The organism is Mycobacterium sp. PSTR-4-N, from assembly GCF_022348085.1.
In the GTDB taxonomy this organism is placed as follows: Bacteria; Actinomycetota; Actinomycetes; order Mycobacteriales; family Mycobacteriaceae; genus Mycobacterium.
Genome location: NZ_JAKRFN010000002.1, coordinates 1 through 24,290, shown reverse-complemented (window position 1 = coordinate 24,290; position 24,290 = coordinate 1). Strand labels below are relative to the sequence as shown.

The following is a 24,290-nucleotide window of genomic DNA, read 5'->3' as shown; positions in this document are numbered from 1 at the left end:
GAAGACGTTGGTGCGGGGTCAAGATCAGCGACGGAGTTCTTCGACACACCCCCGCCGTTGCGAGGAGGGGGTAGTCGGCTCTCGGGGAGTCGTCAGCAAACGATGGCCGCGTCGTGCATCTCACGACACCACACAGACGTACGCGTTGCCGGTCGGATGCCTCCTCGTTATGTTCCTCTCGTCAAAACGATGAGTGATTCGTAAGAACAAAATGTGGGCTTTTTAATTCCACTCACATGAAGTTCTTGCGAGGTGTGTGGTGTAGCGGTACGGCCAGGCACGAGCAACCGGTGCCCCGACATGGGGACCCGTTCTACTGAGCAAGGGAGAACATGAAGGCAATCAGTCGGGTGCTGATCGCGATGGTCGCGGCCGTCGCGGCGTTGTTCGTGAGCACTGGCACCTCTCACGCAGGGCTGGACAATGAGCTGAGCCTGGTCGACGGCCAGGGTCGGACTCTGACGATCCAGCAGTGGGACACGTTCCTCAACGGTGTGTTCCCGCTTGACCGCAACCGCCTGACCCGTTAGTGGTTCCACTCGGGCAAGGCTGTGTACAGCGTGGCCGGCGAAGGTGCCGATGATTTCGAGGGCACGCTGGAGCTGGGTTACCAGATCGGCTTCCCGTGGTCGCTGGGCGTGGGCATCAACTTCAGCTACACCACCCCCAACATCGCGCTCGACGGTCAGGACGTGATCGGCGTCGGCGACGTGGGCATCGACCTGTTCCCGGCGATCTCGACGCCGCCGCTGTTCCCGGGCGTGTCGATCTCGGCGGATCTGGGCAACGGCCCGGGCATCCAGGAGGTCGCCACCTTCACCGTGGACGTCTCCGGTGCCAACGGTGCGGTCGCGGTGTCGAACGCGCACGGCACGGTGACCGGTGCTGCGGGCGGTGTGCTCCTGCGCCCCTACGCACGTCTGATCTCGTCGGCCGGTGACAGCGTCACCACCTACGGCGAACCCTGGAACATGAACTGACACACGGGCATCGCCCATGAGTTCGGTGGAGTGCCGGTCCTTGGTGGCCGGCACTCCGTCGCTCTCGCCACCTGAAAAGGATCATCATGAAGACAATCTCTCGGGTGCTGATCGCGATGGTCGCGGCCGTCGCGGCGTTGTTCGTGAGCACTGGCACCTCTCACGCAGGGCTGGACAATGAGCTGAGCCTGGTCGACGGCCAGGGTCGGACTCTGACGATCCAGCAGTGGGACACGTTCCTCAACGGTGTGTTCCCGCTTGACCGCAACCGCCTAACCCGTGAGTGGTTCCACTCGGGCAAGGCTGTGTACAGCGTGGCCGGCGAAGGTGCCGATGATTTCGAGGGCACGCTGGAGCTGGGTTACCAGATCGGCTTCCCGTGGTCGCTGGGCGTGGGCATCAACTTCAGCTACACCACCCCCAACATCGCGCTCGACGGTCAGGACGTGATCGGCGTCGACGGCGTGGGCATCGACCTGTTCCCGGCGATCTCGACGCCGCCGCTGTTCCCGGGCGTGTCGATCTCGGCGGATCTGGGCAACGGCCCGGGCATCCAGGAGGTCGCCACCTTCACCGTGGACGTCTCCGGTGCCAACGGTGCGGTCGCGGTGTCGAACGCGCACGGCACGGTGACCGGTGCTGCCGGCGGTGTGCTCCTGCGCCCCTACGCACGTTTGATCTCGTCGGCCGGTGACAGCGTCACCACCTACGGCGAACCCTGGAACATGAACTAACGCACCATCGTTCGACTGCGGAAGCGGCCTCTGACTCCGGTCAGGGGCCGCTTCTCTCGTGTCCGGCACTCCTGCACGACCTGCACATCCTCATGATGCGGAACCCTCCTGTGACCAGGTTGGGAAGTGGTTATCAAACAGCTTGGCGAGCAAGCGATTCACCGCGCACCTGGATAACTTCATCTCCTCGACGATGAGAAGTTCCCCATGAGTTCACCGTCAACGGGCTGAGGAGAGCATGAAGCTGATCATTCGGGTGTTGGTAGCACTGAGCATGAGCGTCGCGGCGTTGCTCGTCAGCACCGGCACGTCGCACGCCGGGCTGGACAACCAACTGAGCCTCGTCGACGGCAAAGGCCGTACCTTGACCATCCAACAGTGGGACACCTTCCTCAATGGGGTGTTCCCGCTTGACCGAAACCGGTTGACCCGCGAGTGGTTCCACTCGGGCAAGGCCGTGTATTCGGTGGTCGGTGACGGCGCGAAGGACTTCGCCGGCACGCTGGAGCTGGGGTACCAGATTGGTTTCCCGTGGTCGCTGGGTGTGGGCATCAACTTCAGCTACACCACCCCCAACATCGCGCTCGATGCGCAGGATGTGATCGGCACCGCGAACGGTCCGATCGATCTGTTCCCGCCGATCTCGACGCCGCCGCTGCTGCCCGGGGTCTCGATCTCGGCGGATCTGGGCAACGGTCCGGGTATCCAGGAGGTCGCGACGTTTTCGGTGGACGTCTCCGGTGACCACGGTGCGGTCGCGGTGTCGAATGCGCACGGCACGGTCACCGGTGCTGCCGGTGGTGTGCTCTTGCGGCCGTACGCGCGGCTGATCTCCAAGGACGGCGACAGCGTCACCACCTACGGCGAACCCTGGAACATGAACTGAACATGAACTGAGTCATCAGCTCACCGTCATGAACGGCCCCTGACCACGGTCAGGGGCCGTTTCCTGTGACCAGCCTGGCAGTTGGTTACCAAACAGCTTGGCTGGCAAGCCGTTCGACGCGCCGCTGGTTATTTTCATGTCCTCAAAGATGAGAAATTTCCAATAATTCACCGTCAACGGGCTGAGGAGAGCATGAAGCTGATCACTCGGGTGTTGGTAGCACTGAGCATGAGCCTCGCGGCGTTGCTCGTCAGCACCGGCACGTCACACGCAGGGCTGGACAACGAACTCAGTCTGGTGGACGGCAAGGGCCGCACCTTGACCATCCAGCAGTGGGACACGTTCCTCAATGGGGTGTTCCCTCTTGACCGCAACCGGTTGACCCGGGAGTGGTTCCACTCGGGCAAGGCGGTGTACTCCGTCGTGGGCGACGGCGCGAGCGACTTCGCCGGCACGCTGGAGTTGGGATACCAGATCGGTTTCCCGTGGTCGCTGGGTGTGGGCATCAACTTCAGCTACACCACGCCCAACATCGCACTGGACGCGCAGGACGTCGTCGGCATCAACGGTGGAGGCGGGATCGACCTGTTCCCGCCGATCTCGACGCCGCCGCTGCTGCCCGGGGTCTCGATCTCGGCGGATCTGGGCAATGGTCCGGGTATCCAGGAGGTCGCGACGTTCTCGGTGGACGTCTCCGGTGACCACGGTGCGGTCGCGGTGTCGAACGCGCACGGCACGGTCACCGGTGCTGCCGGTGGTGTGCTCTTGCGGCCGTACGCGCGGCTGATCTCCAAGGACGGGGACAGCGTCACCACCTACGGCGAACCCTGGAACATGAACTAGTCGGATTACCCACTCCGGCACGGGAAAACTCACGGTGACGATGATGATTTTCGACATTGCGCTACCTGCGCACGATGAGGTCAACACTGGTAATCTGAGCGGACCTAGCTTCAACCAGTTCAGAGAGAAGGGACGGCCGGTGGCCGAGTACGGTACTTCCGTTTCCGCGCGATTGGCGAAGCCGATCGCAATGGGGCTGAGCGGTCTCGCCGCCGCCGCCGCGCTCATGACGATCGGCGTGGGCACCGCCAGCGCCGACGACATGAGCGCCGACCCCTCGACGCCGGGCAACGGCCGCGAGGCCGACGGCGCGGTGCGCTCGCCCGACGTGTCGAATGGCTCGTCCGGCGTCTACGCACAGGGTGAGGTGCGGACCTCCGGCTTCGGCGAGGCGCTCGCCTCGCAAGGCGGCGAGGTTCGGACGTCGACCCGGGGCGTTCCCGGCACTCGGGCGTGGGTGTTCTCCGGTGCTGCCGGTGACATCAGCGCGTGCGTGTACGACGGGCCGTGGTGCGCGAACTGGATGGCGATCCCGTTCGACATCAACAACCCCTGAGAAGTTCCACCCGAAGGGCCCCTGGCGGAAGCCGGGGGCCCTTCGTCGTGGCAGCGGTCAGTCGCGGTCTGCGCTGGTGTGTTTCGCGGTGTCCGGGCTCGGTCCGGCGCCTGGCTCGCTGACGTGCTTTCCTGCCGAACCGGTGTTCTCCTGCATCAGGTTACGGATTTCGGTGAGCAGGCTCAGCTCCGTGTCCTGTGCCTGCTCGACCTCGCCTCGCTCGCGGAGCTTCTTGTACGGCAGCACGATCACGAAGTACACGACTGCGGCGACGAGGATGAAGTTGATGGCTGCAGACAGCACCGCGTTGAAGTCGACGAACTTGTCGGCGCCCAGGGGCACCCGCAGGATTCCGTACTCTTTGTCGGGTCCGGCGCCGATCCGGTCGATGAGCGGCTGAATGACGCTGTCGGTGAAGGCTTTCACCAACGCCGTGAACGCAGTACCGATGACCACCGCCACGGAGAGATCGATGACGTTACCGCGGGCGAGAAATTCCTTGAATCCCTTGATCATGCTGGTCCTCCGATCGCAGTTGTGGACTGACAGGGCTCCACGTTAACCGTTCCTGCCATCGATCGAACACTTTCTGCCACCGGAAATGATCCGCCTGAGCTGCGGGTTTAACAGGCATGAGCAAAACCGGCATCGCCACCGCAACAGCTACCGCTCTCACTGCCATGGCGTTGGGGCTGGCCGCACCGGCACTCGCCGCACCCACTGCGGCCAGCGCCGAAGACACGATCAGTGAGTTGGAAGCCGCGGGCAACCGGGTCGTGGTCACCCGTCAGTCGAGGGTGCCGCTCGACGAGGCGACGGTCGTGAACATGACCACCGGCCCTGACATCTGGAAGCGCGTGTGGGACGCCAACTTCGACGATCAGCACCTGACTCGCATCGGCAGCGTCATCTACCTCACGGTCAAGTGAATCAGTGCAGGGTCAGGGTGACGGCCTGCATCAGCGCCGCACCCGCGACCGACTTCGCCGACAGGGACGGAAGTGCGATCAGGACAACACGGTTGGCACTCTGAGCGGTGATCCCGCCGTTCTTGGTCGACACCAACACGACGACCGCGTCAGTGGCGATGACGCGTGCTTCGGCGCCGGTGTCGGCGGACGCAGGAGCGGCCACCACGTCGACGACATCGCCGGCACGGATCAGGTCGAGGAGGGCGGCATCCGCGAGAGGCACGGCGACGAGGCGGGCGTCGGGGCCGGCGGCCGATTCGGCGAGCCGTGGCCCGAGCAGGCGTACGTCGGTCAACGCCTCACCGCGGCGGGCCGGGCCGGCCAACGTGCTCCCCGCGACGTCGTCGATGCGCGTCCGCACACCGTCGGGAACCGTTGCACTGGGCCGTCGTTCGAGCCGCACGTCCTGCGCGGTCAATGCATAGCCTGGGGTGAGATCGCGGGCGGCGACGACGACGTCGATGGAGTCGTCGCGAGGATCGTCACGCCACGCGGCGGCCGCGGCGAGCATGACGAGGGCCGCAGCGAGAATTCGGCGAGCGAGCACCGTGCGCACCCAGTCGGGACGTAGCGCTCGGGTGAACCGGTGCAGTGCAGTGGGGTCGAGCGAGCCGGACATGCGACCACGCTAGGGCGCCGACCTCGCAGCGTCAGCCGGCGATTCAGTGCCTGTGGATAACAGCCCTAGCTGGAGGCGGCAGCGGCCGGTGCCGACGAGGAGCTCGACGAGGAACCGGACGACGACTCCGACGATGAAGTGGATGAGGTGCTCGCCGCGGAACTCGAGCTGTCCGACGAGCTCGATGAACTCGACTCCGAGCCGGCGCTCTTGGCGCCGGCACTCGTCGAGCTCTTACCAGATTCACGACTGTCGGTGCGGTAGAAACCACTGCCCTTGAACACCACGCCGACCTTGCCGAACACTTTGCGGAGCCGACCGCTGCACTGCGGGCACTCGGTCAGCGAATCGTCGGTGAAGGCCTGCACCACGTCGAACTTGTTGTCGCACTCGGTGCACGCATAAGAATAGGTGGGCACAGCTTCCTCCGAGGTCGTCACGCTTGTTAGCACTCTACCGACTCAAGTGCTAGAACCGCCAGCGGGTGGCTGTCATTCCCGCTCCAGCGCGACGATCCCGCGCCCGGGCGTCACCGCATGAGTCATCCGGACGTCGTGCGGCTCCTGCGGTAGCGCGTCGACCAATTCGTCGTCCCGGACGACCGCTATCAGCGCCGCCGTGGCGGCAGCGTGCTGCAGCGTCCGATCGTAGAAGCCGGCGCCGCGGCCCAGCCGCGTTCCGTGACGGTCCACGGCCAGCGCCGGCACCAGCACCGTGCTCGCTTCGGCCACGACCTCCGGCGGCAGATGTGGGGGGCGCGGTTCCCGAAGTCCGAACGGCGCTCGGATCAGCCCGCCCGCGCGGTAGACGCCCCACCGCAGAGCGTCGGGAACGCCATCGTGGTCCTCGCGCGCCACGGGCAGCAGCACCCGCACCCCGCGGTCGGTCAGTTCGTCCAGCAGATCCGTGGACCCGGGTTCCGATCCGACCGGTACATAGGCGCAGAGCGTGGAGCCGGGGGCTACCCACCCGAGCACGTGAGCTGTCAGTGCGGCGGCCTCGGCGGTCCGTTGCTGGGGCGTCGACGCCGCACGCGCGGCCAGGATTGCGGCGCGTACCTGTGTTTTCGTCTCGCGCACTGAGTAGCCTTCCGCGTGCCGGGTAAGGAGAGAACAACCGACCCCGAGAGGTTAGTGTGTGAACGATGAATCGGCCTGAAGTTCCCATACCGCACACCGCGGTCGTCCCCGCCGCGGGGCTGGGAACCCGTTTCCTGCCCGCGACGAAGACGGTTCCCAAAGAGTTGCTGCCCGTCGTCGACACGCCCGGCATCGAGTTGGTGGCCGCCGAGGCCGCCGAGGCCGGCGCCGAACGGCTCATCATCATCACCTCGGAGGGCAAGGACGGCGTGGTCGCGCACTTCGTCGAGGACCTGGTGCTCGAGGGGACGCTCGAGGCGCGCGGCAAGAAGAGCATGTTGGAGAAGGTGCGACGCGCGCCGGCACTGATCAAGGTCGAGTCTGTGGTGCAGGCGGAGCCGAAAGGGCTCGGGCACGCGATCGGGTGTGTGGAAGACAGCCTCTCGCCCGATGAGGACGCGATCGCCGTGCTGCTGCCGGATGATCTGGTGCTGCCCACGGGCGTGCTGGAAACGATGTCGAAGGTGCGCGCCAAGCGTGGTGGTTCGGTGCTGTGTGCCATCGAGGTCGACCGCGAGGACATCAGTGCCTATGGCGTGTTCGACGTCGAGACCGTGCCCGACGCCGCCAACCCGAACGTGCTGCGGGTCAAGGGCATGGTGGAGAAACCCAAGGCCGAGGAGGCGCCGTCGCCGTATGCGGCGGCCGGGCGCTACGTGTTGGACCGGGCCATTTTCGACGCGCTCAAGCGGATTCCGCGCGGTGCGGGCGGCGAGCTCCAACTCACCGACGCCATCGCGCTGCTGATCGACGAGGGACATCCGGTGCACGTCGTGGTCCACCGCGGATCTCGACACGATCTGGGAAATCCCGGGGGCTACTTGAAGGCTGCGGTTGACTTTGCCTTGGAGCGAGACGACTACGGGCCCGAATTACGGCGGTGGTTGGTCGAGCGGCTGGGGCTCGGGCAGGATTCGGCCGAGCACTAGCGCCACCGATCACGCGTATCTTCTGCGGAGCGCGTAGGCGCTCAACAGAAGAAAGGCATGCTGTGCGTTCGGTGGAGGAGCAGCAGGCTCGGGTAGCCGCGGCCGCGGTGGCGCCGCGGCCGGTACGGGTGGCGATCGCCGAGGCCCAAGGCTTGATGTGCGCCGAAGAGGTGGTCACCGAGCGACCGCTGCCGGGGTTCGATCAGGCGGCGATCGACGGGTACGCGGTCCGCAGTGTCGACGTGCTGGGTATCGGCGGTGGTCCGGACGGCGGTGACGGCGAAGAGCCCGACAACAGAGACCTCAGCCTCCCGGTGATGGGGCTGATCGAGGCCGGATCTCGCACGCCGAGTCGGTTGCAGCCGCGCCAGGCCGCACGCGTGCAGACCGGCGCGCCGATGCCGACGCTGGCCGACGCGGTGTTGCCGTTGCGATGGACCGACGGCGGGGAATCGCGGGTGCGTGTGCTTCGCGGAGTCCGCTCGGGAGCGTACGTGCGCCGTACCGGTGACGACGTTCAGCCCGGCGACGTCGCCGTGCGCGCGGGGGCGATCATCGGTCCCGCACAGGTGGGCCTGCTGGCCGCGGTGGGCCGGGAGCGCGTGCTGGTTCATCCGCGACCGCGTTTGTCGGTGATGTGTGTGGGCGGTGAGCTCGTCGACATTTCGCGCACTCCCGGCAACGGTCAGGTCTACGACGTCAACTCCTACGCGTTGGCTGCTGCCGGACGGGATGCCGGCGCCGAGGTGAACCGTGTCGGCATCGTGCCCACCGATCCCGCGCAGCTGCGCGAGGTCGTCGAAGGGCAGCTGGGCCGAGCCGAAGCGGTGGTGATCGCGGGGGCGGTCGGTGGCGCGGCGGCCGAGGGTGTGCGCTCGGTGCTGGCTCAGTTGGGCGACATGGAGGTGACCCGCATCGGGATGCACCCTGGATCGGTGCAGGGTTTCGGTCAGCTCGGCAGTGATGGCGTACCGGTGTTCCTGCTGCCCGCCAATCCGGTCAGCGCGCTGGTCGTTTTCGAGGTCATGGTGCGGCCGCTGCTGCGTCTGTCGCTGGGGAAGCGACAGCCCATGCGGCGGATCGTGCAGGCGCGGGCGCTGTCGCCGATCACCTCGGTGGTCGGCCGCAAGGGTTACCTGCGGGGGCAGTTGATGCGCGATCAGGACACCGGCGAGTACCTGGTGCAAGCGCTCGGTGGGGCGCCGGGCGCGTCGTCGCATCTGTTGGCCACGCTCGCCGAAGCAAACTGCCTGGTGATCGTGCCCAGTGACGCCGAGCAGATCCGCACCGGCGAGATCGTCGACGTCGCGTTCCTGGCTCAGCGCGGCTGAGACCGAACCCGCCCTGACGTGATGAACCTCCTCGGCTCCCGTTCGCAGCACCCCGGTTGGCCGCAACCTGTCGGTCCACTGCGGGTGTCCGCGGGCACGGTTCGACTGCGCCCCGTGCGTCTGCGCGACGCGGCGCAGTGGAGCAGGATCCGGTTGGCCGATCGCGCGCACCTCGAGCCGTGGGAGCCGTCGACGGACATGGATTGGCAACTGCGCCATGCGGTCTCATCATGGCCTGCGGTGTGTTCGGGATTGCGGGCCGAGGCGCGCAAGGGGCGGATGCTGCCGTACGTGATCGAACTGGACGGACGATTCGCAGGTCAGTTGACCATCGGAAACGTCACGCACGGCGCGCTGCGGTCGGCGTGGATCGGGTACTGGGTGGCTCGCGAGTTCGTCGGGGGAGGAGTTGCCACCGGGGCGCTGGCATTGGGCCTGGACCACTGCTTCGGGCCGGTGATGCTGCACCGGGTGGAGGCCACGGTGCGTCCGGAGAACTCCGCGAGCCGTGCGGTTCTGGCAAAGGCCGGTTTCCGAGAGGAGGGCCTGCTGCGGCGCTATCTGGACGTCGACGGCGCGTGGCGGGACCACTTGCTGGTGGCGCTCACGATCGAGGAGGTCAACGGTTCGGTGACCTCCGCACTGGTGCGGGCGGGGCGGGCGTCGTGGGCGTGAGCGCCCCTTTGCCGGCCCCTCTGTGGCTGATGTGACACGTGTGACGTTTGGTGCTTGTACTCAGCGAATTACAGGTGTGTAATTGTCCCGGCGCGCCGCTCACGGATGCGCTGGTCGAACAGACCTAGCCTGATGGGGAAAGGAGCAGGCGCCATGCCAAGCATCCCCCAATCTCTCCTCTGGATCTCCCTCGTCGTGCTCTGGCTGTTCGTGCTGGTGCCGATGTTGATCAGCAAGCGCGACGCCGTGCGCCGCACCAGCGATGTCGCTCTGGCCACCCGTGTGCTCAACAGCGGTGCCGGTGCGCGGCTGCGCCGGCGCGGGCCGGCTGCGGGGCATCGCAGCGATCCGCACTGGCAACCGTCCGACGACGACGGCGACGTGCAGGCCGACGACGCGCCTGGCCACGCCGTGGTGATGGTGGCCGCCGACACGCGGGAGAGCGACGAGCCCGACTACCTCGACGTCGACGTGGTGGAGGAGTCCGACGCGTTGCCGGCCGCGGACACGGTGACGACCACCGGGACGCTTCGCGTGGACGCCCGCGCCGAGGTGGACGACCTCGATGACCTCCGCAACGACGGCGAGAGCGTCCACGACGACGCGGACGACGACCTCGAGGACGCCGAAGAGCTGTCCGCCGCCGACGACGACGCACCCCGTGGTGAGCAGGTTCGTAACGAGGACGAATACGAGTACGTCGAGGATTCCTCAGGTCTGGAGCCGCCCGCGGACACCGACCTGCGCATCGCCGATTCGCGTCGCCGCCGGCGTGAGTCAACGACCGCGGCGGCGGTGAGCGCGCGTAAGTATCGCTTCCGCGCCCGCACGCTGGCCGTGATGGCGGTCCTGATCCTCGCCAGCGCGGTGGCGGCACTCACCTGGTCGGCGTCGATGTGGTGGGCCTGCGCCACGATCGCGTCGATCACCCTGCTGTACCTGGCGTATCTGCGGCGTCAGACCCGCATCGAGGAGCAATTGCGGCGCCGCCGCGCACAGCGGATCTCGCGGTCACGGCTCGGGGTCGAGAACACCAGCGATCAGGAGTTCGACGTCGTCCCGTCACGGTTGCGCCGGCCCGGCGCCGCCGTCCTCGAGATCGATGACGAGGACCCGGAGTTCGAGCATCTCGAATACGTGGCCTTCGCCCGGCACTACGACTTGCCTCGGGCGGCGGGGCAGTAGTCCAGGCGATTTCTGCCGCTGACCGGCGACTGGTAGCCTGCTACCGGTATCAGGGGCTATGGCGCAGTTGGTAGCGCGACTCGTTCGCATCGAGTAGGTCAGGGGTTCGATTCCCCTTAGCTCCACAGAGTTTGACCAGGCCGCCCTGGTCTGCGCGTCTCACAGGTGGACGTGGTCACGCAGGACGGCGAGCTTGCCGCGGAATTCCGCCTCGTCGATTTCCCCGCGGGCGAACCGCAGAGCGAGCAACTGCCGTGCATCGGTGTCAGGTGGGGTCGCTCCGCCGGCGGCGTGGTTGCCGGTGGCGAGACGGATCAGCATCACGATGCCGCCGATGACCAGTGCCCAGAACAGCACCATGCCGACCGCCATCCAAGCGTAGCCCAGCCGTGGGCCGCAGCGGCGCGTCACGCCGTGTAGTCGAGGCTGGTCATCATGCCGGCGGCCTGGTGATATGTGTTGTGACAGTGCAACATCCAGATCCCAGGGTTGTCGGCGAGCAAAGCGACACCGACGTTCTGTCTCGGCGCCACGATTACGGTGTCCTTGCGAGCGCCCGGCCTGCCGTCGGCCGTGACGATCTGGAAAGTGTGGCCGTGCAGATGCATGGGATGCCACATCATCGTCGTGTTCGCGAAGGACAGGGTGGCACTCTGACCCTGCCTGATCCCGAGAGGCTGACGGCTCTCGTAGGACGCTCCGTTGATGGCCCAGTCGTAGCGCATCATGCCGCCCGAGAGGCGCGCCTGCAGGTTCACGTCCGATCTCCCCGACCACAGGTTCGCCTCGGGCGGCGCGGTGAACGTGCGCACGGTGCCGACTCGACCATTCAGTTCGGTCGGCAGGAAGTCGATATCAGGCGGGCCGCCCGCCGCGGTCGTCAGCAGGGCGCGGGCGAGCGCGTTCTTACCCTCGGCCGCGGCGACGAGCGCAAAGACGCCATCCCGCGCGGTGACGAGGACGTCGTAGCGTTCGCCCATTCCGATCAGTAATGCATCGACGTCGGTCGGTACGACGGGGTAGCCGTCGGTGTGCGTGACGGTCAGCGGGTGGCCGGCCATGGCGACGCGGAACGCTGTGTCGGACGCGGCATTGATCAGACGGATGCGGATGCGCTGCCCGGGCCGCGCAATGAAGTTGGTCGGCGCGGCCGGGACGCGCCCGTTGATCAGGTAGGCGGGATAGCGGACGTCGCCGGCGTCACCGCCGAGGAGGCTGGAACCGATCCGGCCCATACCGGGCATTCGGCCCATGCCCCGGTTGCGGAGAGCGTCGAACAGCCGGTCAGGGCTCGGTCCGACGCCATCAGTCCAATCGTCGAGTACGACAATCCATTCCGCATCGTAGTCACCGCGTTCGCGGGGATCATCGATGATCACGGGCAGGTACAGGCCGTAGTCGGCGTCGAGGCCGGTGTGCGGATGCGCCCAGTAGGTGCCCGGGTGCGGGGCGGAGAACCGATACGTGAACGACTGCCCGGCGCCGATGTTCGGCGTGGCGGGGGCGGCGCCGTCCATGTCGTTGCGCAGGGTGATGCCGTGCCAGTGCACCGACGTGGGGTGATCGAGGCGGTTGTGCACCGTCACGGCGAGCTCGTCGCCCACGTTCGCCCGGATCAGTGGACCGGGAACGGCATCGCCGTAGGCCAAGGTGTGGACATCGATTCCACCCAGATCAACAGGTGCGCGCTGCGGAGTCAGGGTGGCCGACACGGTGCGGCCCGAGTGCGGGCGCTGCGCTTCCGTGCGCTCGATCGCTGCCATCATGTCGAACCCGCGGTCAGTAGGTGACACGGGGAGTCGACCGCAGGCCGTCAACGCTGCGGCTGCGGCGACACTGCCCGCGAGGAAGTCACGCCGACTCCACCGCGGTCGCGCACCGCTCTCTGCCCGGCGCAGCTCTGAGCGTGCCATGTCAGCAGATCTACGCCCCGAACCGTTTCCCGGCTAGGGTACGAAGTCTAGGGTGCGTCGAGAGATGCAAGGGCGGCGCGCAGCTTGGCTGCGGCATCGTCCGCCACCTCACTGAGTTGTGCGCTGTCGGAGACCTGCACCATCACCTTCGGGTCCATCGCATCGATGATCACCACGCCGTCCTGCGACGGATCGCTGCGCACGACGACGTTGCAGGGCAGCAGCAATCCGATCTGACGGTCTGCCTCGACGGCGCGGTGCGCCAGCGGGGGATTGCAGGCCCCGAGGATCAGGTAGTCCTCTATGTCCTCGCCGAGTTTGGCCTTCAGCGTCGCTTTCATGTCGATCTCGGTGAGCACCCCGAACCCCTGCTCGGCGAGCGCCTGCCGGGTCTTCTCGACCGCGTCGGCGAAGCTCGTGTGGACGGTGGTCGACAGCGCGTACGACATCTCTGCTCCTCGTTTCGGCACGTCATCGGGCTCGCTCTCACGATACCAGCGGGGGTATATGCTGCTTGCCGACTGCGTCGCAGGTTCCTACTATCTGCGTATGCATGCAGATACGCGGGGATGCACGCGTCGACTTCCCGATGACCAGGTCGACCTCGTCGTCGAGGTGTTCCGCATGCTCGCGGACGCCACGCGAGTTCAGGTGCTGTGGGCTCTGGGCAGCCGGGAGATGTCGGTGAACGATCTCGCCGCCCACATCGGAAAGCCTGCCCCCTCGGTGTCCCAGCACCTGGCCAAACTGCGGATGGCGCGGCTCGTCCGTACCCGCCGCGACGGCACCACGATCTACTACAGCCTGGACAACGAGCACGTGCGGCAACTGGTCACCGACGCGGTGTACAACGCCGAACACGCCGGGCCCGGTGTCCCCGGGCATCATCGCGACGCCTCCGAACTCGCTGTCCTGCACTCAGAGACGACCGGAGAGCAGCCGGCATGAGTCACGACGCGCACCCTCCTCACCACCATCACGAGCACGACCATCATCACGGCGGCACCGTCGGCGCAGCGCTGCGCGAGATTTTCGCCCCGCACAGTCACGATGCCGGGGACAGCATCGACAGCGCGCTCGAATCGAGCGCCGCCGGGATCCGCGCGGTGAAGATCAGCCTTTTCGTCCTCGGCGTCACAGCGCTCGCCCAGATCGGCATCGTCGCCGTCTCGGGGTCGGTGGCATTGCTGGCCGACACCATCCACAACTTCTCCGACGCCCTGACCGCGATCCCGCTGTGGATCGCCTTCGCTCTGGGCACCAGAGCGGCGACGCGGCGCTACACCTATGGCTTCGGCCGGGCCGAGGATCTCGCCGGCCTGTTCGTCGTCGCGATGATCGCGCTGTCCGCAGTCATCGCGGGCATCGAGTCCGTGCGCCGCCTGATCAACCCGGTGCCCATCGAGCATGTGGGCTGGGTCGCCGTCGCGGGCCTGGTCGGCTTTCTCGGCAACGAGTGGGTCGCGCTGTACCGAATCCGCGTCGGCAGGAAGATCGGCTCAGCGGCTCTTGTGGCCGACGGATTACATGCTCGCACTGACGGATTCACTTCGCTGGCGGTGCTGTTCGGCGCAGCCGGCAGTGCGTTGGGCTTTCCGCTGGCCGACCCTGTCATCGGTGTCGTGATCACCGTCGCGATCCTCGCGGTGCTGCGCACGGCGATCCGTGACATCTTCCGTCGTCTCATGGACGGCGTCGATCCGCGGCTCGTCGACAGGGCCGAGGCGGCACTGGCGGCCGCGCCCGGTGTCACCGCCGTCCGCAGCGTGAAGATGCGGTGGATCGGGCACCGCCTCCACGCCGATGCCGAACTCGACATCGACCCGAACGTCAGTCTCGCCGACGCGCACCGCATCGCGCACGAGGCCGAACACACCCTCACGCACGCCGTACCGAAGCTGGCATCCGCTCTCGTGCACGCCTATCCGGCGACGTAGCTCACCGGGGTGTCACTGAACTCGTCTCTTGCCGAACGGGTTCCATCTTCTGCCCGCCGAGGGCGCATCGTCGTGACCGCCGCACCACTCGCCCGGCGGGACGCCGCGGCGGACGGCCTCGATGTGCTCCCCGCAGCCTGACCACGTGGTCTTCCCGCACGTACGGCACTGAACTGCTCGACACATCATCGTTTCTCCTTTCACTGGCGCGACCGGTCACACTGTGCGGACCGGGCGCGTATGGACCTTGAGGGGCCACCAGAACCACCGCCCCAGAAGTGCGGCGATCGAGGGGGTCATCAGCGATCGCACGATGAGGGTGTCGAACAGCAGGCCGATACCGATCGTGGTGCCCGCCTGTCCGATCGAGATGAGATCGCTGGCCGCCATCGACATCATGGTGAACGCGAACACCAACCCTGCCGCGGTCACCACAGCTCCGGTCTCGCCCATCGACCGGATGATTCCGGTGCGCAACCCGGCGCCGATCTCCTCCTGGAACCGCGACACGAGCAGCAGGTTGTAGTCGGAGCCAACCGCCAGCAGGATGATCAGGCCGAACACCGGTGCGATCCAGTTCAATTCGAGGCCGAAGAGGTACTGCCACACGAGAATGGAGAGTCCGAACGCTGCGCCCAGGGACAGCAGCACCGTGCCGACGATCACGAGCGAGGCCACCAGGGCCCTCGTGATCAGCACCATGACGACGAAGATGAGCGTCAGCGCAGCGATGCCGACGATCAGGAGGTCGTATTGCGAACCCGATTGGATGTCTCGGTAGATCGCCGCGGTGCCGGTCAGCGAGAACGTCGCATCCGTGAGGTTCGTGCCCTTGACGGCCTGATGAGCCGCCTCGAGTGTCGGTGTCACCGAGGCGATCCCCGCCGGCGTGGCGGGATCCTTCTCGTGGGTGATGATGAAGCGCGCGGCCTTTCCGTCCGGTGAGAGGAACAGCGCCAGTCCGCGCTCGAAGTCCGGATTGGTGAACGCCTCGGGCGGTAGGTAGAAGTAATCGCCGCTCCGAGAGGCGTCGAAGGCCTGCCCCATGGCGCTCGCGGTGTCGGTCATCTGCGACATCTGGGTGATCAGCCCGGAAAAGCTGCTGTGCATGGTGAGCAAGGTGGCGCGCAGGGATTCGGCGACCGCGATCACGGGCGGGAACTGCGCCAGCATCTCCGGGATGACGGCGTCGGCGTGCCGGATGTCCTGGATCAGCCCGGTCATCGTGTCGCTGAAGGTGTTCACGCCGTCCATCGCGTCGAAGACGGATCTGATCGCCGAGCAGGCGGGGATGGTGAAACAGTGTGGTTCCCAATAGAAGTAGTTGCGAAGAGGGCGCACGACATCGTCGAAGTCGGCGAGGTGATCACGAACCTCGTCGATCGCCGTCTTGATCTCGGCGGTGTCGCCGACCATGCGGTGGGTGACCGTGCCCATACGTGCCAGTGACGCCTGGAGTCGCTGCATGGCGGCGATCATGCCGCCGATGTCGTCGCTCATCGTGACCATGTCCGCTGTCCGGTCCCTCATGAATTGAAGGTTCTGCTGGATCGGAACCGACGACGCACTGATCTGGAACGGGATCGAGGTGTGCTGGATCGGGCCGCCGAGTGGTCGGGTGATGCTCTGCACCATGGCGATCCCCGGGGTGCGGAAGATCTCCTTGGCGATTCGGTCCAGCACGATCATGTCGGCGCTGTTGCGCATGTCGTGATCGGTCTGGACCATCAGGATGTCGGGGTTCATGGTCGCAGCGGTGAAATGGCGCTCCGCAGCGGTGTATCCGACGTTGGACGGCAGATCCGGTGAGATGTAGTAGCGATCGTTGAAGTTGACCTTCATGGTGGGGACGAAGGCGATGCCGACCAGGGCGACGGCCAGTGTCGCGGCGAACACAGCCCCCGGCCACCGTACGGTCGCGGTGCCGATCCGGCGCCACCGTCGCACGTTCACCGGACGCTTGGGGTCCAGCAGGCCGAAGCGGCCGGCGATCACGACCACCGCCGGTGCAGCGGTCAGCGCGCCCGCCACCACCACGACCAGTCCGAGGGCCGAGGGGATACCCAGTGCCTTGAAGTACGACAACCGGGCGAAGTGCAGGCACAGCGTGGCGCCGCCGATGGTCAGCCCCGAACCCAGAATGATGTGGTAGGTACCGCGAAACATGCTGTAGTAGGCGGCTTCCCGATCCTGGCCCGCTCGGCGTGCCTCTTGGTAGCGGCCTATCAGGAAGATCGCGTAGTCCGTTCCCGCTGCGATCGCGAGCGACGACAGCATGGCGACGACGAACGTCGAGAAGCCGAGCATGCCGTTGTTCCCCAGCAGCGCGACGACGCCTCTGGCAGTGCCCATCTCGAGTCCGACCATGACCAGGACGATCAGCATGGTCGACAGGGAGCGGTAGGTGATCAGCAGCATGACCATGATGACGACGCCGGTGACGCCCATCATGACGAGCATGCTCCTGTCGGCGGCCTCGTTCATGTCGGCGGTCAACGCCGCCGGGCCGGTCAGATACACCCGCAGCCCCGTGGGTGGCGACGAGCGGTCGAGGATGTCGCGCACCGATTCGATCGACGCGATGCCTTCTGTACTGCCCTGGTCGCCGGCCAGGTTGATCTGGACGTAGGCGGCTTTGCCGTCCCGGCTCTGCACCCCGGCTGCGGTCAGCGGGTCCCCCCAGACGTCGTGGACGTGCTGCACGTGGTGGGTGTCGGCCCGCAGAGCGCGCACCAAGGTCTCGTAGTACTGGCGTGCCTCGGCGCCGAGCTCGCCGTCGCCTTCGAGAACGATCATCGCGATGCTGTCTGAATCGGACTCCTGGAACGTCGCTCCGATGTTCCTGGCCGCGATCATCGCGGGTGCGTCCTGGGGCGACATGGTGACCGCGTGGTTGCGCGCCACGGCCTCGATCTGTGGGATCGCCACGTTCAGGACGACTGTCACAGCAAGCCAGGCGAGCACGATCGGCACGGCGAATCGGCGGATGAACCGCATGGGTGCCGGCCTGGGCTCGCCCTCGCCGCTCATCCGGCTTTCACCAGGCATGAGGTCTGCGCGTGGTGGCCGGTAGTCGAGCGGGCGTCCTCGACCTCTCCGTTGATCGTGATGCGGCAGCCGACGCTGTCGCTGTCGCCCTGGGCGACGAGGCTGGCCAGCACGGCAGGCGCGGTGGTCGAGACCGTCAGTGTCCAGGGCAGGGAAGCGAACTCGACCTCTCGTGGGTTCGCGTTCTCGTCGAGGTAGTTGATGCTGCCGGTCGACCCGCTGGGGCCGTAGACCTCGTAGGTGACGCGCTTGACGTATGTGGGCGCGAGCGGCTCCGCGCTACGGCCGGACGCGGAGAACACCGCCTCGGAGCCGAACGCGTCGCGCAGGTTGATCACCGTGACAGCGCCCACGGTCACGGCCACCGCGGCGACGAGGAAGACCCACCCTCTCGCGAGCACCTTCACGGATGTTCCTTTCTCGTGCGGTCGAGCGAGCCGCCCCGCCCGTGCCGAGGCGGCGGCTCAACCCCTCGCTGGATTTTCTACCATACCCCTGGGGGTATGCTAAAGGGCGAGAGGTCCTCGGTCGGAATCGCGAGCATCGGCCGGCACGTCGATCGCGGACGTAACCTTGTGGTCTGGGCTTGCGATGCACCCATCAGAGATTCGATCGGGACTATCGGGACTGGGGACGACGTGATGACAGCACGACTGGTGAGCCTCGCGGCCGTGATGATGGCGCTGTGTGGCGTCATGCCCGCGGTCGCGCACGCCGACGTCGACGACGGTGCGGGTTCGGGGGCCCGCGTGGCAGTTCTGGCGGGCGCGCTGGACAAGCCGGAGCGGACCATGCAGCAGCTGCACGGCTCGCTGTGCGCGCCGCCGAATGTCTGCGAACCGCTCAACTACATGAACGTCGGTCTCCTCGGCCCTGCCATCGGTCAGGCCAGCCTGGACGACGGTGTGGCCAGGCTCGACGGATGGATCAGGAACACGCCGGGCCCCAAAGTCGTGTTCGGGCACTCGTTGGGCGCCAACGTCATCTACCGGTGGCTGCGTCAGTTCTCGTTCGATCCCAGCGCGCCGCCGCCGAGCGAGTTGCGGTTCGTCACCACCGGCGCTCCCGAGCGGCGCGGCACCGGGTTCGTCTACACCGACCCCGAGGGCAAGAACCGCTGGCGGGCGAATCAGGGGTTCGGCATCCCGCCGAACACGCCCTACAAGGTGGTCGACATCTGCCGCAAGTGGGATGGCTTCTGCTACTACATCCCCGGCGACGAGCGCTCGATCGATGGGCAGGCCAGTAAGCGGCACACCGACTACTCGGACATCAACCTCAACGACCCGGCCAACCAGGTCGACGTGGAGGGCAACATCACCGAAGTGCTGGTGCCCACGCCGGGCCTGGGCTGATCGCCGATGCGGGCTCTAGAACGGGCTGCTGTTCTGCTGCCATTCCGCTGATTCGGGCCGTGCGCCGAAGCGGCGGGCGTAGTCTTCGTGCATCTGCGCCTGCTTCTTGCGTTTGATGACGTCCACCAGGTTTGGGTCGAGCCCGTGCACGGCCAGCCGGTGCCGCCGCCACGGCTTGTTCAACGCCAGCGCCATCAACACCGCCCAGACGTAGATCGGGGCCGTCATCTCCAGGTGCATGTAGAGATTGACCGGAATCAGCCAGAACGGGGCGAGCACGAAGATCGGCGGGATCGAATAGCGGATCATGTGCCGGCGCACCGCGCCTTCCCCGGCGAGGTCCTCGGCGACCCAGCGTTGCATCGATGCCGGTAGGCGGCGGCCGTAGCAGTAGGTCAGGTATTGCCAGAAGGTGGGTTTGTCGGCGGACATCTCGGCTCCTCGTGGTGGGGTTCAGGCGTGTAGGGCGCCGGCGGCCAGGGCGGCGGTGTTGACGCGGGTCAGGACGGCGCGCAGGGATTCGAGTTCGGCCAGGTCGACACCCAGCCGGGACACCACCGTGGTCGGTATGGCCAGTGCCCGTTCGCGCAGCGCGATGCCTTCTGAGGTCAGCTCGACGTCGGTGGTCCGCTCGTCGGTGGCGCTGCGGGTGCGGGTGATCAATCCCAGTGCCTCGAGACGCTTGAGCATCGGCGACAGGGTGGCCGAATCCAATTGCAGCGTGGTGGCGATCTGCTTGACCGACAGCGGTGCGTGACCGTCCGCGGTTGCCTTGCGATGGTCCCAGAGCGCGAGCATCACCAGATACTGCGGGTGGGTCAGGCCCAGCGGCTCCAGCAGGGGACGGTAGACGGCGAGTACCGCGCGATTGGTGACCGCCAGCGCGAAGCACACCTGCTGCTCGAGAGCGAGCGGGTCGATGTCAGCGGCGGCGGTCACGAAACCATGGTGCCCTAATAGTTAGTGCCCTAGCAATATGCGGGGCGTCACACCGGTCGCATGTGGCCGTTCCTTGCCGGGTGTCGACGGGCGCCCGTAGCCTCGAAGAATGTCCGGGGTGAGCGCCGTGGAAGCTGACGACCTCGCCGCCCTCGACGTGTTCGCCGGTGTCGCGGTCCCGACGTTGGTGCCGTTGGCCCAGCAGTTGCGGCCGCTGGCGGCCGCCCCCGGGCAGGTGCTGATGCAGCAGGGTGAACTCGCGGTGAGCTTCCTGCTGATCGGGTCGGGTCACGCCGAGGTCAGCCACGCGGGGGCGGATGGCCACGACACCGTGGTCGACCTGAGCCCCGGATTGATCGTCGGCGAGATCGCGCTGCTGCGCGACGCTCCGCGCACCGCGACCGTGATCGCCACCGAGTCCCTGACCGGTTGGGTGGGCGGCCGCGAGGCGTTCGCCACGATGCTGGAGATCCCCGGCATGATGGACAAGCTGGTGCGCACGGCGCGTCAGCGCCTGGCTGCGTTCATCACCCCGATCCCGGTGATGATGCGCGACGGCAGCGTGCTCTATCTGCGCCCCGTGCTGCCGGGCGACAGCGCACGCGTGGCCCAGGGGCCCGTCGGATTCTCCAGCGAGACGCTGTACCGCCGCTTCCAGTCCGTCCGATCGCCCACGAAATCACTGATGACCTACCTGTTCGAGGTGGACTACCTCGACCACTTCGTGTTCGTGTTGACCGAAGGCGTCGACGGTCCCGTGGTGGCCGACGCCCGGTTCGTGCGCGACGAACGTCATCCCGAAGAGGCGGAGATCGCCTTCATCGTCGGGGACGCCTACCAGGGCCGAGGAATCGGAACGTTTCTGATGCGCGCCATCTCGGTGGCGGCGCACGATGACGGGGTGCGTCGATTCACCGCGCGTGTGCTCTCCGACAACATGCCCATGCGGGCGATCCTCGACCGATCCGGCGCTGTCTGGCACCGTGATGACCTGGGTGTCGTGGTCACCGAGATCGACGTACCGAAACCCTCGGACCTCCCGTTCGACGCCGAGCTCGTGCAGCAGATCCGCGACGTCGCGCGCCAGGTGATCAGGGCCGTCGGATGAGGCCGGGCGACCGTAAACCTGTGCTGAACAAGGACACCCGCGTGTGTATCTCGCTGGCCGGGCGCCCCAGCAACATCGGCACCCGCTTCCACAACCATCTCTACGACGTGCTCGGGCTGGACTTCATCTACAAGGCCTTCACCACCACCGACATCGTCGCCGCGATCGGTGGCGTTCGCGCGCTCGGCATTCGCGGATGCTCGGTGTCGATGCCGTTCAAGGCTGACGTGCTCGAGCTCGTCGATGAGGTGGAGCCCTCGGCGCAGACGCTGCAGTCGGTCAACACGATCGTCAACGATGACGGCAGGCTGACCGCGTCCAACACCGATTACCTTGCCGTGCAACAGCTCATCGACGACCACGGCCTGAACCCGCAGCAATCGGTGCTGATCCGGGGCAGCGGAGGGATGGCCAGCGCGGTCGGCGCGGCGTTCGCCGACCGCGGCTTCCGCGCCGGCACGATCCTCGCCCGCAACACACAGGCCGGCCGGTCGCTGGCCGAGCGACTGGGCTACTCGTACGAACCCGACACCGGTGCGACGCCCACCGCCGACATCGTCGTCAACGTCACGCCGATCGGCATGGCGGGAGGCGCCGAGGAACACGACCTGTCTTTCGACGAGCAATCGATCCGCCACGCGCACACGGTGTTCGATGTGGTCGCGCTGCCGTCGGAGACACCACTCATCGCGGCCGCGCGCCGCGCCGGGACAGCCGTGATCACCGGAGCGCAGGTGATCGCCCTGCAGGCCGCCGAACAATTCGAGCGCTACACCGGGGTGCGCCCGACGCCGGAGCAGATCGCCGAGGCATCGGCGATCTCCCGGGCGTGACCGCTAGGGCGTGATCGTCGCCTGGTCGTCGATCGCCGCCGTCGCGTCCATCAGCGCGTTCGCCTGCTCCGGTGTGCCTTCGGCGTTGATCTGCAGCACGTACAGACCCTCCTGGCCGGGAATGACCACCGTCTTCTGAGCAACCATGCGGGGCGCCCCGTCCTTGGTGTAGGTGCCGCCGATGACCGTTGCATCGAAGCCGCTCAACTTGTTCGGCACACCCGATTCAGGGCCGTCGAAACCCGGCAGGGCACGGAGTTCACCCGGCGCCACCTCGAGCACCTTGGCGGGGTCCACGTTGCCGGTCAGCTTCACCACCTTGGTGATGACGGTCGCCGGGTCCGCGGCGGCGGCCGGGTCGCCGGTGAAGACCGAGGCCGAGTACGAACCCTCGGGAGCGTTGCCGCCCATGTCCTCCCAGCCCTCGAGCGTGGGCAGCTCGATCGTCGGTGAGCCGGGATCTCCCGGCGCGACCGGTGTCTCGACGATGTTGTTGTCCCGGATGTAGTCGGCGAGCGTGACGATCGGCGCGGGCGCGGCCGACGAACTGGGAGGAGCGGCCTGTGCCGTCGACGACACCGAGGATGTGGCCGACGACGACGCGCTGGACGGGGTGCCCGACGTGTCGTTGGAGCAGGCCGACAACCCGCCGCCGAGCGTGAGGACGGCCAGCGCGATGAGCCCGGCCCGCGTAGAGGTGGTCATGTCGTCTCCTGTCCGCCGATGGCCAGCGCGAGCATAACCAACTCGACGGGCGATCGAGTTGATCGACGCCCGACCTGGTGTCGATCGCCGTTGCAGGTCCGGCGGCGTGGTACCAACAGAGCGTGCGGTTGGCCTCCGGCATGCTTGCTGTGGCGATGGCGGCGGGGCTGGCGGCGTGCGGTTCCGGCCCGGCGCCGGTCGCGGTCACACCGTCTCCGGCCAAGCCCGCGGCACCGATCAACCCGGCGCGCGTCGAGCGCAGCCGTTCAGCGCTGCCTGCCGGCTACGAGATCACCACCTATCAGGGCCCGCCGGCGCCGGTGGCGTTGTGGGGCATGCGGGTTCCCGCCGTGACCGAGCCACCGCAGTGCGCCGTCCTGGCCGCCCCGGCTGCTGACCCGTCGACCTCCCGGGGCTGGTCGGGGTCCGGGCCCGGTGGAATCGCGTACGCGGTGATCGCCGCCGTGCCGGGCGATGGACACGCCCTGCCACGGGATTGCGGCAGGTGGACCGTGTCGGCCGGTCCGACCACCGCCACCGTCGTCGGCGTGCCCGCTCCCACCATCGCCGGCGCCGACGTCGTCGGCATGCGGACCGATGCAGTCACCGTCGTCGAAGGCGGCACCGAAACCCGGCTGCACGCACAGACATTCATCGCATCGCTGGACCGCTACGTGTGTCTGGTCTCGCTGGTCACCGATCCCGGGTCCCCGCAGACTCCGCTGGGTCCGGACTTCGCCGCCCGGCTGCTCACCGAAACCGTGTCGGCGCTGCGCGGCTGAGCACAGGGCGGGCGGGCGCCGCGGGTACATTGGCGGCGATGTCGTACTCGAAGTCGGTGACGCTGCTGCTGTGCGCGGGACTTCTGGCATCGTGCGGTGGTCAGAGTTCCGACGACGACTCCCGAGCCGACATCACCCGCGTCAAGGACCTGCGAAGTGAGTTCCCGGCGCCGTTCACCGTTTCCGACGCCGGCCCGGCAGCCATCGATCCGCGGCTGCTCGCCGGCCAGAAGTTGCCTGCCGGACTGACTTTCGCTCCCGCGGAGTGCGGGAAGGTGGCCCAACAGCAGAACGTCCCGGCCGACGTCAAGGGCAACATGGCCGCGCTGACCGCCGAGGGTGAGGGGGTCCGCTACGTCGTGATCGCCGTCGAGACGTCCGAACCGGTGCCCGTCCCGGCGCCCACCGACCAGTGCCGCAAGGTCTCGCTCGCGGGGCCCGGCATCCGCGGGCTGGTCGAGGTGGTCGACGCGCCGGACGTCGACGGCGTGCAGGCGGTCGGTACCCACCGTGTGCTGCAGACGGTCACCGCCGAGGGGCCCCGCACCGGCGAGCTCTACAACTACGTCGCGCACTTCGGCACGTTCATCGTGATCGTCACCGCCAATCCGCTCGTCGTCGCCGATCGGCCCGTCGCCCGCATCGACACCGGACGCGCCCGCGACCTCGTCACCAAGGCCGTCGAGCTCGTCAAGGGTTAGCTGGCTGTAGGTCGAGTCAAGGGGTGTGGAGGCCGTAGTGGGCCGACGTCCCGGGGCGGGGCGTGATTTCTGTGGTCGGTGGTGCTGCCGAGGGAGGGCAGGTGCCTGGCGCCCACGCTGA

General features: G+C 67.1%; 28 protein-coding genes, 1 tRNA gene and 1 pseudogene. 18 read left to right on the top strand and 12 right to left on the bottom strand.

What is annotated here, in order from left to right; translation table 11 throughout:
- Nucleotides 1–332 precede the first annotated feature (332 nt).
- The 5 genes and pseudogenes from MHN84_RS03415 (at nt 333) to MHN84_RS03395 (ending at nt 3,999) form a co-directional block, all read left to right on the top strand.
- Nucleotides 333–980: pseudogene (locus MHN84_RS03415) on the top strand (MspA family porin).
- A gap of 86 nt (nt 981–1,066) precedes the next feature.
- Nucleotides 1,067–1,714, top strand: coding sequence for an MspA family porin (locus MHN84_RS03410; protein WP_241203238.1), 648 nt, complete (start codon nt 1,067–1,069; stop codon nt 1,712–1,714).
- Between the two features lie 238 nt (nt 1,715–1,952).
- Nucleotides 1,953–2,600 (top strand): MspA family porin, encoded by a 648-nt coding sequence (locus tag MHN84_RS03405; protein WP_221356194.1) that lies wholly within the window; start codon nt 1,953–1,955, stop codon nt 2,598–2,600.
- A 192-nt stretch (nt 2,601–2,792) separates the two neighbouring features.
- Nucleotides 2,793–3,443, top strand: a complete 651-nt coding sequence (locus MHN84_RS03400; protein WP_241203237.1) for an MspA family porin — start codon at nt 2,793–2,795, stop codon at nt 3,441–3,443.
- A 40-nt stretch (nt 3,444–3,483) separates the two neighbouring features.
- Nucleotides 3,484–3,999 (top strand): hypothetical protein, encoded by a 516-nt coding sequence (locus tag MHN84_RS03395; protein WP_241203236.1) that lies wholly within the window; start codon nt 3,484–3,486, stop codon nt 3,997–3,999.
- 57 nt (nt 4,000–4,056) lie between these two features.
- Here the strand turns inward: MHN84_RS03395 and mscL are convergent, their stop codons facing one another.
- Nucleotides 4,057–4,515: a large-conductance mechanosensitive channel protein MscL gene (gene mscL / locus MHN84_RS03390; RefSeq protein ID WP_241203235.1), complete on the bottom strand. Its 459-nt coding sequence runs from the start codon at nt 4,513–4,515 to the stop codon at nt 4,057–4,059.
- 116 nt (nt 4,516–4,631) lie between these two features.
- Between mscL and MHN84_RS03385 the strand changes: the two genes are divergently transcribed.
- Nucleotides 4,632–4,928 (top strand): hypothetical protein, encoded by a 297-nt coding sequence (locus MHN84_RS03385; RefSeq protein WP_241203234.1) that lies wholly within the window; start codon nt 4,632–4,634, stop codon nt 4,926–4,928.
- 1 nt (nt 4,929) lies between these two features.
- Here the strand turns inward: MHN84_RS03385 and MHN84_RS03380 are convergent, their stop codons facing one another.
- The 3 genes from MHN84_RS03380 to MHN84_RS03370 form a co-directional block, all read right to left on the bottom strand.
- Entirely contained in the window at nt 4,930–5,589 is a 660-nt protein-coding gene (locus MHN84_RS03380) for an SAF domain-containing protein (RefSeq protein WP_241203233.1), read from the bottom strand.
- A 65-nt stretch (nt 5,590–5,654) separates the two neighbouring features.
- A complete protein-coding gene (locus MHN84_RS03375; protein WP_241203533.1) occupies nt 5,655–6,008 on the bottom strand; it encodes an FmdB family zinc ribbon protein in 354 nt (117 codons plus the stop codon).
- Nucleotides 6,009–6,080: 72 nt separating this feature from the next.
- Nucleotides 6,081–6,668, bottom strand: coding sequence for a 5-formyltetrahydrofolate cyclo-ligase (locus tag MHN84_RS03370; RefSeq protein WP_241203232.1), 588 nt, complete (start codon nt 6,666–6,668; stop codon nt 6,081–6,083).
- A gap of 65 nt (nt 6,669–6,733) precedes the next feature.
- Here MHN84_RS03370 and MHN84_RS03365 point away from each other — a divergent pair, with 65 nt between their 5' ends.
- The 5 genes from MHN84_RS03365 (at nt 6,734) to MHN84_RS03345 (ending at nt 10,973) form a co-directional block, all read left to right on the top strand.
- The gene (locus MHN84_RS03365; RefSeq protein ID WP_241203231.1) at nt 6,734–7,657 is read left to right on the top strand and encodes a UTP--glucose-1-phosphate uridylyltransferase; all 924 of its coding nucleotides are present in this window, start codon (nt 6,734–6,736) and stop codon (nt 7,655–7,657) included.
- Nucleotides 7,658–7,719: 62 nt separating this feature from the next.
- Complete coding sequence (gene glp, locus MHN84_RS03360) at nt 7,720–8,988, top strand: gephyrin-like molybdotransferase Glp (protein ID WP_241203230.1); 1,269 nt, start codon at nt 7,720–7,722, stop codon at nt 8,986–8,988.
- A 21-nt stretch (nt 8,989–9,009) separates the two neighbouring features.
- Nucleotides 9,010–9,663 (top strand): GNAT family N-acetyltransferase, encoded by a 654-nt coding sequence (locus tag MHN84_RS03355; protein WP_241203229.1) that lies wholly within the window; start codon nt 9,010–9,012, stop codon nt 9,661–9,663.
- A gap of 153 nt (nt 9,664–9,816) precedes the next feature.
- Nucleotides 9,817–10,848: a gephyrin-like molybdotransferase receptor GlpR gene (glpR, locus tag MHN84_RS03350; RefSeq protein WP_241203228.1), complete on the top strand. Its 1,032-nt coding sequence runs from the start codon at nt 9,817–9,819 to the stop codon at nt 10,846–10,848.
- A 52-nt stretch (nt 10,849–10,900) separates the two neighbouring features.
- Nucleotides 10,901–10,973, top strand: a tRNA-Ala gene (locus MHN84_RS03345).
- A gap of 34 nt (nt 10,974–11,007) precedes the next feature.
- On the opposite strand, the gene MHN84_RS03340 is transcribed toward MHN84_RS03345, so the two are convergent.
- The 3 genes from MHN84_RS03340 to MHN84_RS03330 are packed head-to-tail and all read right to left on the bottom strand — an operon-like array spanning nt 11,008 to nt 13,210.
- Nucleotides 11,008–11,259 carry an SHOCT domain-containing protein gene (locus tag MHN84_RS03340; RefSeq protein WP_374238305.1) on the bottom strand — a complete coding sequence of 84 codons (252 nt, stop codon included), beginning with the start codon at nt 11,257–11,259 and terminating at the stop codon, nt 11,008–11,010.
- Nucleotides 11,256–12,761 carry a multicopper oxidase family protein gene (locus tag MHN84_RS03335; RefSeq protein WP_241203227.1) on the bottom strand — a complete coding sequence of 502 codons (1,506 nt, stop codon included), beginning with the start codon at nt 12,759–12,761 and terminating at the stop codon, nt 11,256–11,258. The genes MHN84_RS03340 and MHN84_RS03335 overlap by 4 nt, the downstream gene beginning before the upstream one ends.
- 47 nt (nt 12,762–12,808) lie before the next feature.
- Nucleotides 12,809–13,210 (bottom strand): DUF302 domain-containing protein, encoded by a 402-nt coding sequence (locus MHN84_RS03330; protein ID WP_241203226.1) that lies wholly within the window; start codon nt 13,208–13,210, stop codon nt 12,809–12,811.
- 100 nt (nt 13,211–13,310) lie between these two features.
- Between MHN84_RS03330 and MHN84_RS03325 the strand changes: the two genes are divergently transcribed.
- Together MHN84_RS03325 and MHN84_RS03320 are read left to right on the top strand one after the other, a co-directional pair.
- On the top strand, nt 13,311–13,709 hold the full coding sequence (locus tag MHN84_RS03325; RefSeq protein WP_241203225.1) for a metalloregulator ArsR/SmtB family transcription factor: 399 nt from the start codon (nt 13,311–13,313) through the stop codon (nt 13,707–13,709).
- A complete protein-coding gene (locus MHN84_RS03320; protein ID WP_241203224.1) occupies nt 13,706–14,698 on the top strand; it encodes a cation diffusion facilitator family transporter in 993 nt (330 codons plus the stop codon). The genes MHN84_RS03325 and MHN84_RS03320 overlap by 4 nt, the downstream gene beginning before the upstream one ends.
- A 216-nt stretch (nt 14,699–14,914) precedes the next feature.
- Here the strand turns inward: MHN84_RS03320 and MHN84_RS03315 are convergent, their stop codons facing one another.
- Nucleotides 14,915–17,695 (bottom strand): RND family transporter, encoded by a 2,781-nt coding sequence (locus tag MHN84_RS03315; RefSeq protein WP_241203531.1) that lies wholly within the window; start codon nt 17,693–17,695, stop codon nt 14,915–14,917.
- A 29-nt stretch (nt 17,696–17,724) separates the two neighbouring features.
- Nucleotides 17,725–18,153 carry an MmpS family transport accessory protein gene (locus MHN84_RS03310; protein WP_241203223.1) on the bottom strand — a complete coding sequence of 143 codons (429 nt, stop codon included), beginning with the start codon at nt 18,151–18,153 and terminating at the stop codon, nt 17,725–17,727.
- A gap of 234 nt (nt 18,154–18,387) precedes the next feature.
- Here MHN84_RS03310 and MHN84_RS03305 point away from each other — a divergent pair, with 234 nt between their 5' ends.
- Nucleotides 18,388–19,101, top strand: a complete 714-nt coding sequence (locus MHN84_RS03305) for a PE-PPE domain-containing protein (RefSeq protein WP_241203222.1) — start codon at nt 18,388–18,390, stop codon at nt 19,099–19,101.
- Nucleotides 19,102–19,116: 15 nt separating this feature from the next.
- Here MHN84_RS03305 and MHN84_RS03300 read toward each other — a convergent pair whose 3' ends face one another.
- Together MHN84_RS03300 and MHN84_RS03295 are read right to left on the bottom strand one after the other, a co-directional pair.
- Nucleotides 19,117–19,533 carry a DUF5313 domain-containing protein gene (locus MHN84_RS03300; RefSeq protein WP_241203221.1) on the bottom strand — a complete coding sequence of 139 codons (417 nt, stop codon included), beginning with the start codon at nt 19,531–19,533 and terminating at the stop codon, nt 19,117–19,119.
- Between the two features lie 21 nt (nt 19,534–19,554).
- On the bottom strand, nt 19,555–20,040 hold the full coding sequence (locus MHN84_RS03295) for a MarR family transcriptional regulator (RefSeq protein ID WP_241203220.1): 486 nt from the start codon (nt 20,038–20,040) through the stop codon (nt 19,555–19,557).
- 109 nt (nt 20,041–20,149) lie between these two features.
- Between MHN84_RS03295 and MHN84_RS03290 the strand changes: the two genes are divergently transcribed.
- Both MHN84_RS03290 and MHN84_RS03285 read left to right on the top strand, forming a co-directional pair.
- Complete coding sequence (locus tag MHN84_RS03290) at nt 20,150–21,148, top strand: GNAT family N-acetyltransferase (RefSeq protein ID WP_241203219.1); 999 nt, start codon at nt 20,150–20,152, stop codon at nt 21,146–21,148.
- Nucleotides 21,145–21,981, top strand: a complete 837-nt coding sequence (locus tag MHN84_RS03285) for a shikimate 5-dehydrogenase (protein WP_241203218.1) — start codon at nt 21,145–21,147, stop codon at nt 21,979–21,981. Before MHN84_RS03290 ends, MHN84_RS03285 begins: the two co-directional genes overlap by 4 nt.
- Before the next feature lie 3 nt (nt 21,982–21,984).
- On the opposite strand, the gene MHN84_RS03280 is transcribed toward MHN84_RS03285, so the two are convergent.
- Nucleotides 21,985–22,686 carry an LpqN/LpqT family lipoprotein gene (locus MHN84_RS03280; protein ID WP_241203217.1) on the bottom strand — a complete coding sequence of 234 codons (702 nt, stop codon included), beginning with the start codon at nt 22,684–22,686 and terminating at the stop codon, nt 21,985–21,987.
- A 77-nt stretch (nt 22,687–22,763) separates the two neighbouring features.
- Between MHN84_RS03280 and MHN84_RS03275 the strand changes: the two genes are divergently transcribed.
- Together MHN84_RS03275 and MHN84_RS03270 are read left to right on the top strand one after the other, a co-directional pair.
- Nucleotides 22,764–23,468, top strand: a complete 705-nt coding sequence (locus MHN84_RS03275) for a DUF5642 family protein (RefSeq protein ID WP_241203216.1) — start codon at nt 22,764–22,766, stop codon at nt 23,466–23,468.
- A 38-nt stretch (nt 23,469–23,506) separates the two neighbouring features.
- The gene (locus MHN84_RS03270; RefSeq protein WP_241203215.1) at nt 23,507–24,169 is read left to right on the top strand and encodes a DUF5642 family protein; all 663 of its coding nucleotides are present in this window, start codon (nt 23,507–23,509) and stop codon (nt 24,167–24,169) included.
- The last annotated feature ends 121 nt before the right edge of the window (nt 24,170–24,290 follow it).